Consider the following 12,076-nt stretch of genomic DNA (forward strand, 5'->3'; position numbering starts at 1 on the left):
CTCAGAAAAGATACAGGCCATACGGCGTCTTGTCAACTCCCCCCGGTTCACCAGACCTGGAGATTGACGGAGAGTCAGCACAGCTCCCCCCAGAACGGCAAAAGCAACTCCCACTGGACCGAAGCGCATGATGGGGCCGTGACTCTGCGCTTCCCTCTGATCGCCAAGCTCGCGCTTCCCGTTCTGTCGACCTCTGCCTTGATCGGATGTGGTCAGGGGGAGGCCGTCCAGGTCCGGCAGATCACGGCGGCAGGCACCCTCTACACCGTGGCAACTGTGGACCTGGCACGTGACCGTCTGGCACTGCACTGGCTCAACCCCACCACGGGGCGGCCCTACGGAACGTTCCGGCAGGTCATGGCGCGGCTGGGCAAGAGCGGCCAGCGCGTGCTGTTTGCCACCAACAGCGGCATCTATGCACCTGGACTCAAACCGCTGGGCCTGCATGTGGAGGGTGGCCGCGTTCTGGCGCCTCTCAACAATGCCCGCTCGGGGGGCAATTTTGCACTGTTGCCCAACGGCATCTTCTGGATCAAAGGGCTCCGGGCGGGCGTGACCGAGACCCAGGTCTACCGCCGCGCGGGGCTGCAACCGACCTTTGCCAGTCAGTCCGGGCCGCTGCTGGTCGAGAAGGGACGGCTCCACCCGGCTTTCAACAGGAGCGGCACCAGCTTCAAGGTGCGTAGCGGCGTGGGCGTCTGCCGGGACGGCCGGGTGCGCTTCGCGGTGAGCGGTGCCCCGGTCAACTTCTACAGCTTCGCCGTGTTCTTCCGGGACACGCTGGGATGCCCGGACGCCCTCTACCTGGACGGCAGCATCAGCGCCTACGCGACCCCACAGACCGACACGCAGTTCGCGGAATTCGCGGGCATTTGGACGGTCAGCCGCTAGGCAGGACAAAGCCGCCCCCGAAGAGGCGGCGAGTGAACGCGAGCTGGTCAATTGGAGACGGTCAATCGGCGACGGTCAGATTGACGGTGCTGAGGGGGTCGGCGTTGGGGTTGTCCAGCGGGCGCACGTCGTAGCTCACCTCGCCGGGACCGGGGCGACTCTGGTAGCTCCAGCCGCAGGTGCGGTCGAGGAGGATACGTTTGGTTCCCACGACCCGCTCGCCACGGCGCACAGTCACGAGGTAGCCCTCACCCTCCCCTGACCCGCCGAAGCGGAAGGGTTCACTGACCGTTTGCCCACCCGAAATGCTGAGGCTGTAGGGCCCGTCGCAGGTCGCGGCGCTCGCCGCCGGGTCAGCCGCTGCCACCGTGACGGGTAGGCTGCTGAGTTCGGCGCCTGCCTCATCCCGCACGGCATAGGTGTGCGGTCCCTCGGCCGGGCTGGGCACGTCGAGACTCCAGCGGCTGTCGTCCGCGACCATGACGGTGCCGAGGCTGGTGCCGTCCTCCAGAATCTGCACCGTCTGGCCAGGTTCGCCCGTGCCGCTCAGCGTGAAGCCCCCGGCGAGAAGTTCGGCGTCGGCGGCGGGCGCTGTGATGGCGAAGGCGGCTGCGGGGGTGGTCGGCCCGGTCGCCGGAGAGTCGGTGGCATCGTCGGAGATGGTGGCCGCGCCCGTCTCCTCCACAACATTGACCTTGAACTCGCTGCGGGTTCCGCCTGGGCCCTCCACCGTGTAGGTGTGCTCGCCGGGGGTGGGCGCCGGAATCTGCGCTTCCCAGTTGCCCGCGTCGTCTGCGGCAGCGGTCGCCACCTCGTCCCCCTCGTCGGAAACCGTGAGGGTCACGTCGGGGGCCGCCGTTCCGCTCATGACGAAGGGCTCGGCAGGCAGGGTGGCGTCCGAGGTCGGGTTGGTCACCAGGAGGCTCTCGCCCGGGGTCACGGCGGGGGCACTGGTGCTCGTCGGCTCGCGGCCGTTTTGCCCGGTGAGCCAGTACCCCCCCAGACCCAGCAGCAGCAGCAGGGGAATCAACCACCAGGGAAAGCCGCCGCGCCGACGGGTCGGGGTGACGGTGGTGCCCGTCGTCGTGCGGGTGGTGGGGGCGGGCGCAGGCCGGGGCACCGGAGCCGCGCGAACCTGCGGGGTCGCCGCCGCGACGACCGGGGGAGCCAGCAGGGCCGACAGGCTGGGCATTCCGGGTGGGATCAGGCTGGGGAGAAGGCCGGGCAGGTCCCCCAGAACGCGGCTGAGGCCCGCCGCGTCGGTGCCACTGGCCCGGGCCTCGCGCCCCAGCAGCCCCAGCACCACCGGGGCGAGGAGCGCCAGCAGCTTTCCGGTACTGGCACCCGAGCCCCCCACCGCCGAGCCGAGGCGTCCGGTCACGGCGTCGGCGGAGCCGAACAGGTGCGTGACGAGCGGGCGGCCCTGGCCTTCCAGCCGGGTGATCTCGGCGGGGTCGGTGGGGAGAGGGCCAGCGGCGAGGCCCTCCAGATCGCGGCTGCGGTTCAGGAGGTCGGCGGCCCCGGCCCCGTCCTGTCCCTTGCGGGCGAGAGCAGCGAGGAGGACGGGCAGGGCAGCCGCTGCCGCGCGGCCCGCCGTGCTGGGGGTGAACCCGGCAGCGCGGCCCAGCGCCTCGCCCGACTGGCCGCTCAGGCGTCCGCGCAGGGTCTCGATCAGCCCGGCAGCGGTCAGTCCAGCGGCGCCGGGCGCCGTTCCCGTGCCCGCCGCCGGGGTCGTCCCCACCAGCTCACCCGGCCGCAGCCCCCGCCCCGCCAGCAGGCTCAGCAGGAGCGGCAGCGCCAGTTGAAGCAGGCGTGTGGCTCCCGCAGAATCCGCCAGGCCGAGGCGAGCCGCGAGCGACTCCAGCGGCTCGCTCAGCACGTTGGCGGAGAGGACCTCGCCCGCCTGCAACAGTTCGGGGGCGCCGCCAGGGGCATTCAGCGCTGCCTCCACGCTCGGAAAATTGGGAATCGCCGCGTAAGCCTGGTCGATGGCGACCCGGCCTTCCGGTGTGCGGTCGGTGTCGGCCAGCGCCTGCACCAGCAGCGGCAGGCCCCCGCGCAGCACGCGGCCGGAGTCGGCAGGAGACAGCCCGGCGACCTCACCCAGAGTGGGCGTCGCGGGGCCGAAAAAGGCAACGAGCGGATCATTCACGGTCATGCGGCCTCCAGACAGCAGGCAGGGAAAGGGACGTGGGGCGCTGCCGCCCACCGGGGCGGCCCGGCTCACCGTACCGCAGCGCGGGAAGCTGCACCCCGACCACCGCCATGACGTTTTTCTAAGAAGACGGGGGGAAGACCTGCCCGGCCCTCCCCCGTCTTCGAGAGCGTTTGACAGAATGACGGTCCCCGGGGGACAGCACCCCAGGGGCCTCCCCGAATGCCCAATGCTCTTCTTCACTTCGCTCGCTCTGCTGCGCAGCTTTGCAAATCCACTCGGCCAACGAAGGCGGAACCCCACCGCATTCTTATGGCAAATACTCTGGGCCCGCGCTCACGCCTCAGGTGCCGGGTCCACCCCGTCCCGCGCCCGCTCCACCAGGGTCAGGATGTCGTAGGTGGCGACGAGTTCGTCATGCTGGTTGGTGATCTCGGCCCGCCACTCGACCACGCCGGTGGGGCGGGTCTCGCCGGGGCGCAGGTCCTTGCGAATCTTGCGCTTGCAGGTCAACCGGGTGCGGATGGTATCGCCGATGCCGACGGGCGTAATGAAGCGCAGGTTCTCCAGACCGTAGTTCGCCAGCACCGGCCCCGGCGCGGGCGAGACGAACTGCCCGGCGGCGGCCGAGATCAGGAAGTACCCGTGCGCCACCCGCCGCCCGAAGATGCCCTCCCTCGCGCCGATCTCATCGACGTGGGCGTAGAAGTGGTCGCCGGTGAGGCCCGCGAAGTTCACGATGTCCGCCTCGGTGACGGTGCGGCGGTGGGTGAGCAGGCTGTCGCCCACCTGCAGGTCGTCGAAGGACTTGCGGAAGGGATGCACCACGTCCTCGCGGACCGCTGCACCGGGGACGTACTCGCGGGTCACGGCGGCGAGCGTGGTGGGGTCGGCCTGCACCGCCACCTTGTTCATGTGGTGCTTGATGCCTGCTGCGCCCGCGAGTTCCTCGCCGCCGCCCGCGCGACCGGGGCCGCCGTGCTTGAGCTGCGGCAGTGGGGAGCCGTGCCCGGTGTTTTCCCTGGCGTTGTCGCGGTTGAGCACCAGCAGGCGCCCGTGGGTGCTCGCCATCCCCATGACCAGCTCGGTCGCCTCGCTGCGGTCGTGGGTAATGATGCTCCCGGCTAGGCTGCCCCGGCCCATCTTGGCCAGGCGCACGGCGTCGTCCAGCGTGTCGTAGGGCATCAGGGTCGCCACCGGGCCGAACGCCTCCAGCTCGTGTGGGCCACGGGCCGTGAGAGGCGAGTCGCACAGCAGCACGGTGGGGTCGAGGAAGGAGCCCTTCTCGCGGTCGCCGCCCAGCAGCTCGCTTTCCCCGCCGCCGATGACCACGCGGGCCTCCTCGCGCAGGGCCTCCAGGGTGGCCTCCACCCGCTCGCGCTGGGCGGTGCTCACCAGAGCGCCCATCCGCACGTCGTCGCGGGCGGGGTCACCCAGGGTGACTTTGCCCAACTCCTTGCGGAGGGCCTCCACGACCGCCTCCACCCGGTCGCGGGGCACGAGCGCACGGCGGATGGCGGTGCACTTCTGCCCGGCCTTGCCGGTGATCTCGCGGGCGACTTCCTTGATGTACAGGGCGAACTCGGGGTCCTCCGGCCGCACGGTCAGGCCCAGCACCGAGGCGTTCAGGCTGTCGGCCTCGGTCACGAAGGGGACGTTGCGGGCCACGATGTTGGGATGCACCTTCAGCTTCTGCGCCGTCGCCGCCGAACCCGTGAAGGCCACCATGTCCTGTTCCTCGAGGTGGTCGAGGAGGTCGCCGGGGTCGCCGGTCACGAGTTGCAGGGCGCCTTCGGGCAGCAGCCCCGACGCCACGATGTCGCGCACCACCCGCTCGGTGAGGTAGGCCGTCTGCGGGGCGGGCTTGACCAGGCTGGGCATCCCCGCGATAAAGGCGGGCGCGAGCTTTTCCAGCATCCCCCAGACCGGGAAGTTGTACGCGTTGATCTGCACGGCCACTCCGTCACGCGGCACGAGGATGTGACGGCCCACGAAGGTGCCCCCCTTGCCGAGCTGTTCCACCTTGCCGTCGGGCAGGAAGCGCTCGTCGGGCAGCTCGCGGCGGGCGAGGCTGGCGTAGGAGAACAGGGTGCCGATCCCGCCCTCGATATCCACCCAGCCGTCCCGGCGGGTCGCGCCGGTCAGCAGGTTGAGGGTGTAATAGTCCTCCTTGCGCTCCATCAGGTAGGTCGCCAGTGCCCGCAGTGCCCGTGCCCGCGCGTGGAAGGTCAACTTGCGGAGGGCCGGGCCGCCCACGTCGCGCCCGTAGGCCAGCGCCTGCGCGAAGTCCACGCCCTGGGAGGAGATGACGGCGACCGGGCGGCCATAGATGGCGTCCACCAGCGTTTCGCCGTCGGGGTTGGCGTGCCAGGTGCCGTAGACGTAGGAGGCGGGGCGGAGGAGGTCGGGGGTGGGAAGGGTGGTCATGGGGACTCCTTACAGAGGGGGGGGTGGGGAGCAAAGGCAGATGGCAAAAAGCCTGGAGCCTTCTGCCATCTGCCTTCAGCGTACGGGGTGGTCAGACACTCTTGAAGCCCTCGAACGGCTCCCTGCACGCGTCGCACACGTAGAGCCGCTTGCACAGCGTCGGGCCGAAGCTGCCGGTCATCCGCACGTTGAACGAGTCGCAGCGCGGGCAACGGGTGGGCTCGATGTCGAGGGTAATCAGGGCCGAGTCCCCGGCGGGGGCGGGCGGCGCGATGCCGTACTGGCGCAACCGCTCACGGGCGTCGGGCTGAATCCAGTCGGTCGTCCAGGGAGGCGTGAGGGTGCTACGCACTTCCACATCCTGCACGCCCAGCGCCCGGACCGCTTCCCCGATGCTGTCGCGGATGACGTGCAGGGCCGGACAGCCAGAGAAAGTGGGGGTAAATGTCACGCTGACCCGCCCGCCGTCCACCGTCACGTCCCGGACCATGCCCATGTCGGTCACGGAAACGACGGGAATCTCGGGATCAGGCACGGCGGCGAGCGCGGTCCAGACCTGTTCGGGGGTGACGGGGAGGGTGGTCATGGAATCACCAGACCTCGGCGTTCGGCACCGCGCGGGCCACACTCTGCATCTCGGCCAGCAGGGGCGCGAGGTGCTCGGTGTGGGTGTCGCGTCCGGCTCCGGCGTCGGCGGGCGCGTCCGGGAGGGTCAGGCCGCACTTGCCGGTCAGGTGGGGAAGCACGAAGCTCTCCCAGCTGCCCCGCAGCTTGTCGAGGTCGGGGACGATACGGGCCGCCACCAGCTCAGCCTCGCCGGGCACAGGCTGGAAGAGTTGCGCCGCGTAGGGCCACAGCTCGTCCAGCGCGGCCTGGGTGCGGCGGCGGCTTTCCCCGGTGCCCAGCGCCAGCCGCTCCACCCACAGGGCAGTGTGCTGAAGGTGGAACTTCTCCTCGCGGAAGGCTTTCTCCGCGACTTCGGCGAGCGGCGCGTAGGTGCTCGTGCGGGCCGCGTCCAGCCACAGCGCCTCGTAGGTGTCGAAGAGGAACTGCCGGACCATCGTGAAGGCCCAGTCGCCCTTCGGCAGCTCCACGAAACGGGCCGAGCGGTAGTCGGCGGCGTCGCGGAAGAAGGCGAGCTGGTCCGCGTCCGAGCCGTCCAGCGCCCGCCGCAGCTCCAGATACAGCCCGGCGTGCCCCAGCTCGTCCTGCGCGATGTTCGCCAGCGCGATGTCCTCCTCGAGGATGGGCGCATGCCCGGTCCACTCGCCGTCCCGGTGGGCGAGGATGATCTCGTCGTCGGCGAGGGCGGTGAGCTTCTCGATCAGGGCGGCCCGCAGGGGCCCGGAGAGCGTCCCGGCGGCCTGTTGTTCGGTCGCGGTCATTCCTGCACCCCTTCCTTCGCGCGGCCCGGCATCAGGCCCTCGCGCTTGAGTTCCCCGATGTGGCGGCCGATCACGCCGTAATACTGCTGCTGCTTGTAGGTCTTGTCTTTCGCCGGGGCGAACCAGCTTTCCACCGTGCCGGGGTCCTCATCGGTGCGGACGACGCCGCTCTCGGGAAAGACCAGCCACGTCAGCGCGTCGGGGTGCGCCTCCCGCGCCTGCCTCAGCGCGTCGCCGGGGCCGCTCGCCTCCACAGTCCCCACGAGGTCCACGAAGGTCATGGAGCGCTTGTGCGTGCGCTTGAGGCCCACGTGGTAGGTGCCCGCCTCGCCGGGGGTGTCCAGCACCTCGGGTCGGGTGCCCAGTTCCTCCGGGGTGGCGGTCAGGATGTCGGCCTCGCGCACGGTCCAGAGGCTCACGGCGGCGGGGCGGCGCACGAAGACATTGCGGGCGGTCACCAGCGCGTGCTGCGGGTCTCCGGCGTGGACGCTCCCCACCGCCTGATGGGGCCGGCCTGGGGCGTCCTGCTTGAACACTTCCCAGCGGGGCCACTGGGTGTCGGGGTGGGGGGTGGGGGGTTGGGTCATGGGTGCTCCTGTGCGAGAGGGCCGCGTATCAACCCCTCAGTCCGCTCTGCGGACAGCTCTCCTCAAGGGGAGCCAAAGCGCCTGTCCAGGCTCCCTTTAAGGGGAGCTGTCGCCGTAGGCGACTGAGGGGTGGGACTGAGGGGTTCGTCTGCGGCTCAGTCCGCCGCCTGTCCCACCTGCCGGGCGGCGTAGGCTTCCAGCGCCTCGCGTACCCAGGCACCGTCCTCGTGGGCCTCGCGGCGGGCGCCCAGGCGCTCCCTGTTCAGCCCCTGCTGGCCCTTCACGACCGCCCAGAACTCGTCCCAGTTGATCGGGCCGTGCTTCCAGTTGCCCTCCGCGTCCTGGTGCAGGTCGGGGTCCGGGATGGTCAGGCCGGCCTCCAGCAGTTCGGGGGCGTGCTCGTTGATGAACTCCTGGCGGACCTCGTCGTTCGTCTTGAGCTTGATGCCCCACCCCGCCAGCGCCCCGGTGTTGGGGCTGTCGGCGTCGTGCGGCCCCAGCATCATCAGGGCGGGCCACCACCAGCGGTTCAGGGCGTCCTGCGCCATCTGGCGCTGCTCGGGCGTGCCCCCCGCGTAGGCGACGATCATCTCCTTGCCCTGCTTGTGGTGGAAGGTCTCCTCCGAGCAGATGCGGACCATCGCCCGGCTGTAGGGGCCGTAGGAGCAGCCCGCCAGCATGGTCTGGTTCTTGATCGCCGCGCCGTCCACCAGCCACCCGATCATGCCCACGTCGGCCCAGCTCTGGGTGGGGTAGTTGAAGATCGAGGAGTACTTGGCGCGGCCCGACAGCAGCGCGTCGAGCATCTCCTCGCGGCTGATGCCCAGCGTCTCGGCGGCGTGGTAGAGGTACTGGCCGTGCCCGGCCTCGTCCTGCACCTTGGCGATCAGGATGGTCTTGCGCTTGAGGGTCGGCGCACGGGTGATCCACTCGCCCTCGGGCAGCATCCCGACGACTTCCGAGTGCGCGTGCTGCGAGATCATGCGGATCAGCTGGCGGCGGTACTCGGCGGGCATCCAGTCGCCGGGCTCGATCTTCTCGCCACGCCCGATGCGGGCCTCGAAGGCGGCGTGCTGTTCGGCGGTTTCGCCCGGCTGGACAAGCTGCGGCTGGGTCATGGAACTCCTCCTGGGGGTGCGGGGCACTTACCTAACGAGCGTTTGTTAGATGGTACAGGATAGCAGCCCCCACCACCTTCCCTGGCTTACAAAGTGCGGGGGTGGGTCAGGGCTGGAAGCTGCCCTCGGGCGCGTCCGCGAGGGCTTGCAGCGCCGGACGCAGGGCGGGCAGTTCCACCCGCGCCGTGTGCCACACCAGCCGGGGGTCCACGCCGAAATAGTCGTGCGCGAGCAGGTTGCGGATGTCGCGCAGCCGGGGCCAGGGCACGCCGGGGGTCCGGTCCTGCACGCTCTGGGGGATGTACTTGGTGCCCTCTCCCAGCCGCAGGAGGTTGTGCAACACGGCGTCCTGGGCCTGTTCGTCCGCGAGGAAGGTGGTCAGGGTCCGCCCGCCGGTGTACGCGGTCACCCGGTCCAGCGCCCGCAGCAGGTCGTGGACCCGCCAGCGCCAGCGCTTATCCCGGTGCGAACGGGGCGGCGGGTCGGGGACCTCCAGCACGTCCACCGCGTCGGCCAGAATCTCGCCGCGCAGGGCGGGGTGCAGGCCGCCCCCCGTGAGCACGTCCACCCGGCGGCCCAGCAGGTCCTCGAAGACCCCTTTCGCCCGCATCAGGTCCAGCAGACCGACCTCGGCCGCGAAGTCCACCAGCAGGTCGATATCCGCCGAGCTGTCTGCCTCGCCCCGCGCCACGGACCCGAAGACGCGCACCCGCGACACGCCCGCCGCCCGCCACGCGGCCTCGCCGTCGCGCAGGGCGGCCGCGATGGTGGGGAGGCGAAGGTCGGGAAAGAGGGGCGGAGGTGGGGAAGCCACGGGGGGAGGATAAAGCGTGTCAGGATGCCTGCGGAATGATCGTCGCCATCGGACACGACCTGATCGAGATCGAGCGCATCCGGGGCCTGCTCGCGCGGGAGGGGCGGCGGGCCGAGAAACTGTTCGCCCCCTGCGAACTGGCCTACTGCGCCGGGCACGTGGACCCCGCCCCCAGCCTCGCGGCCCGCTTCGCTGCCAAGGAAGCCTTTCAGAAGGTCTGGCCGCGCCCACACGGGTGGCGCGACGTGTGGGTGGAGCGCGAGCCCACACCGCAGGGGCCCTTTCCGTTCGCGCGGCCGGTGCTGGGCTTTGCGCCGGAGATCGCGGCGGAGCTGGAAGCGCGGGGCTGGGTGGCCCACCTGACCCTGACGCACACGAAGGAGCACGCGTCGGCGGTGGTGGTGCTGGAGGCGCGGGAACCGGGCTAACCGGGAAAGACCCGCACCCCCTCCACCCCGGCCAGTTGCTCGCTGAGGCGCACGCTGTCCAGCAGATGCGCCCGCAGCACGCCGGGCAGCCAGGGGAGGCAGTCAGTGGGCAGAGCGCCCGGGGCGAACCAGCCCACCTCGGAGGTCTTGTCGAGAGGGACTGGCTCGCCCTCCCAGGTGTCGGCCAGGAAGAGGAAATCCACGCCCGCGACCGGACCGCCCAGACCCACGATGTCGTAGCGGGACACGCCCAGCGAGCGCAGGGCGGCCGGGTGCACCTGCAGGCCAACCTCCTCGCGGGCCTCGCGGGTCACCGCGTCTTGCAGGGCCTCGCCGGGCTCGACCGCGCCGCCGGGCAGGTTCCAGAGGCCGTCCGCGAAGGTGGTTCCCGAGCGCCGCCCGAGCAGCACCCGGCCCGAGGTGTCCCGCACAACCAGCCACACGACGAGGGTCATCACCGCCTGAGCCTAGCCCCTGCGCTATGCTGCCTCCGCGTCACCGGGGGTGCCCTTCCCACATGGAGAGGGCTGAGATCACACCCCAGGAACCTGAACCGGGTCATTCCGGCGGAGGGAGCGTGACGGAAGGGCCGCCCGCTGGCGCGTGCCTTCCTCGGCTTCCCCTCGTGACGCGAGGGGGATTTTTTATGCGCAAGACACTGCAGACACTGCTGCTCGGCCTGCTGCTCGCGGGCACCGCCCAGGCCCAGACCACCCTGACCGTGATCACCCACGATTCCTTCGACGTGGACAGGAAGCTGGTGGCGGGGTTCGAGCAGGCGAACAGGGCCCGCGTGCGCTTCGTGCGGGGCGGGGACGCGGGCGAACTGCTCAACCGCCTGATCCTGACCCGCCGCGCCCCCATCGCCGACGTGGTGTACGGGCTGGACAATTCCATGCTGCCCCGCGCAAAGGCCGCCGAGATTCTGGAGGCGTACCGTTCGCCCGCGCTGGCGAGGGTGCCCGCCGCCTACCGCCTGGACGACTCCGGCCTGCTGAACACGGTGGATTACGGCATCGTGGCCCTGAACTACGACCGGGCGGCGTGGGCGAAGACGGGCCTGCCCCTGCCCCGCAGCCTCGACGACCTGAAGAAACCGCAGTACGCCCGCCTGACCGTGGTGCCCTCGCCCGCGACGAGCAGCCCCGGCCTCGCCTTCCTGCTCGCCACCGTGAACCACTACGGCGAGGCGGGTGCGTGGGCGTGGTGGCGGGAAGCCCGCAAGGGCGGCCTGAAGGTCACGCGCGGCTGGTCGGACGCCTACAACAAGGACTTCAGCAAGAACGGCGGCCGGTACCCCATCGTCCTGAGCTACGCGAGCAGCCCCGCCGCCGAGGTCTACTACGCGGACGGCTCCGACCCCAAAAAGCCGCCCGCCCAGGCCCCCACCGCCAACCTCTTTCTGCCGGGCAGCACCTTCTTGCAACTGGAAGGGGTGGGCATCCTGAAGGGAACGAAGCAGCCCGCCCTGGCCCGCCGCTTCGTGGACTTCATGCTCTCGGGCGGCGTGCAGGCCGACATCCCCACCCGGATGTGGGTCTACCCGGCGGTGAGCGGCGTCAAGCTCGATCCAGTGTTCCGCTTCGCCGAAAAGCCCGACGTCAGGCCAGTGAAGGCCAGCGTGACGGCCAACCCGCAGCGTCTGGTGGACGCCTGGGTGACGCAGGTGCTGCGGGCGCGGTGAGGAGAGTGGAGGGATGATCTCTGACCTGTGGGCGGCAGGAGGGACTGGTCTGCTTCCATGACCCCTTCCCCCCGGACCGGCTGGCTCCTCGCCCTTCCCCCTCTCCTCTTCCTGACCCTTTTCCTGGCCCTCCCCCTCGCCCGCACCCTGGCCGAGGGCGGCGTGAACCTGGGCGTGTGGCAGGACCCCTACTTCCTGGGCCGCCTGACGTGGACGCTGGGGCAGGCGAGCGCGTCGGCCCTGATCGCCCTGCTGCTCGGGGCTCCTCTCGCCTACCTCCTGTCGCGTCACGCGGTGCCCGGCAAGGAGCTGCTGCTGCGCCTGCTGCTGCTGCCCTTCGTGACGCCCACGCTGGTGGCGGTGCTGGGTCTCTCGGCGCTGCTGGGACCGCAGGGGTGGGTCAGCCGTCCGCTGGGCCTGGACCTCGGGGAGACGCCCGCCCTGCTGATCCTGGGCAACCTCTTTTTCAACCTTCCCGTGATGATCCGGCTGGCCTACGCGGGCTTCTCGCGGGTGTCGCCGGGGCTGACGGGGGCGGCGCGGACGCTGGGCGCGTCGGGCTGGCAGGCGGCGCGGACGGTGGCGCT

At 70.6% G+C, this 12,076-nt stretch carries 11 protein-coding genes, 1 pseudogene and 1 riboswitch; of the genes and pseudogenes, 4 read left to right on the plus strand and 8 right to left on the minus strand.

All coding sequences use genetic code 11. The annotated features are described in order from the left end of the window. Window positions 1–198 precede the first annotated feature (198 nt). Window positions 199–891, plus strand: a complete 693-nt coding sequence (locus QOL99_RS10250; RefSeq protein ID WP_285523615.1) for a phosphodiester glycosidase family protein — start codon at window positions 199–201, stop codon at window positions 889–891. 61 nt (window positions 892–952) lie between these two features. Here QOL99_RS10250 and QOL99_RS10255 read toward each other — a convergent pair whose 3' ends face one another. The 7 genes from QOL99_RS10255 to QOL99_RS10285 all read right to left on the minus strand — a co-directional run bounded on the left by QOL99_RS10255 (window position 953) and on the right by QOL99_RS10285 (window position 9,377). Beyond that, window positions 953–3,049, minus strand: coding sequence for a DUF937 domain-containing protein (locus QOL99_RS10255; RefSeq protein WP_285523577.1), 2,097 nt, complete (start codon window positions 3,047–3,049; stop codon window positions 953–955). Window positions 3,050–3,382: 333 nt separating this feature from the next. Beyond that, window positions 3,383–5,473, minus strand: coding sequence for a phenylacetic acid degradation bifunctional protein PaaZ (gene paaZ / locus QOL99_RS10260; protein ID WP_285523578.1), 2,091 nt, complete (start codon window positions 5,471–5,473; stop codon window positions 3,383–3,385). 91 nt (window positions 5,474–5,564) lie between these two features. Then, window positions 5,565–6,059 (minus strand): 1,2-phenylacetyl-CoA epoxidase subunit PaaD, encoded by a 495-nt coding sequence (paaD, locus tag QOL99_RS10265; RefSeq protein ID WP_285523579.1) that lies wholly within the window; start codon window positions 6,057–6,059, stop codon window positions 5,565–5,567. A 4-nt stretch (window positions 6,060–6,063) separates the two neighbouring features. Then, complete coding sequence (gene paaC, locus QOL99_RS10270; protein ID WP_285523580.1) at window positions 6,064–6,858, minus strand: 1,2-phenylacetyl-CoA epoxidase subunit PaaC; 795 nt, start codon at window positions 6,856–6,858, stop codon at window positions 6,064–6,066. Beyond that, window positions 6,855–7,445, minus strand: a complete 591-nt coding sequence (locus QOL99_RS10275; protein WP_285523582.1) for a phenylacetic acid degradation protein — start codon at window positions 7,443–7,445, stop codon at window positions 6,855–6,857. The genes paaC and QOL99_RS10275 overlap by 4 nt, the downstream gene beginning before the upstream one ends. A 155-nt stretch (window positions 7,446–7,600) precedes the next feature. Next, on the minus strand, window positions 7,601–8,563 hold the full coding sequence (gene paaA / locus QOL99_RS10280; RefSeq protein ID WP_285523583.1) for a 1,2-phenylacetyl-CoA epoxidase subunit PaaA: 963 nt from the start codon (window positions 8,561–8,563) through the stop codon (window positions 7,601–7,603). Between the two features lie 106 nt (window positions 8,564–8,669). Beyond that, the gene (locus QOL99_RS10285) at window positions 8,670–9,377 is read right to left on the minus strand and encodes a HepT-like ribonuclease domain-containing protein (protein ID WP_285523584.1); all 708 of its coding nucleotides are present in this window, start codon (window positions 9,375–9,377) and stop codon (window positions 8,670–8,672) included. A gap of 35 nt (window positions 9,378–9,412) precedes the next feature. On the opposite strand from QOL99_RS10285, the gene QOL99_RS10290 reads away from it, so the two are divergent. Further along, complete coding sequence (locus tag QOL99_RS10290; protein ID WP_285523585.1) at window positions 9,413–9,805, plus strand: 4'-phosphopantetheinyl transferase superfamily protein; 393 nt, start codon at window positions 9,413–9,415, stop codon at window positions 9,803–9,805. Here the strand turns inward: QOL99_RS10290 and QOL99_RS10295 are convergent. Continuing rightward, window positions 9,802–10,260, minus strand: a complete 459-nt coding sequence (locus tag QOL99_RS10295) for an NUDIX domain-containing protein (protein ID WP_285523587.1) — start codon at window positions 10,258–10,260, stop codon at window positions 9,802–9,804. The two genes, QOL99_RS10290 and QOL99_RS10295, sit on opposite strands and share 4 nt — an antisense overlap. Window positions 10,261–10,295: 35 nt before the next feature. Next, window positions 10,296–10,398: riboswitch (TPP riboswitch) on the plus strand. A gap of 53 nt (window positions 10,399–10,451) precedes the next feature. Between QOL99_RS10295 and QOL99_RS10300 the strand changes: the two genes are divergently transcribed. Together QOL99_RS10300 and QOL99_RS10305 are read left to right on the plus strand one after the other, a co-directional pair. Then, entirely contained in the window at window positions 10,452–11,489 is a 1,038-nt protein-coding gene (locus tag QOL99_RS10300) for a thiamine ABC transporter substrate-binding protein (RefSeq protein WP_285523589.1), read from the plus strand. Between the two features lie 57 nt (window positions 11,490–11,546). After that, a pseudogene (locus tag QOL99_RS10305) lies at window positions 11,547–12,076 on the plus strand (iron ABC transporter permease); the annotation flags it as partial.

The sequence above is a fragment of the Deinococcus rhizophilus genome, assembly GCF_030271215.1.
GTDB classification, from domain to species: Bacteria; Deinococcota; Deinococci; order Deinococcales; family Deinococcaceae; genus Deinococcus; species Deinococcus rhizophilus.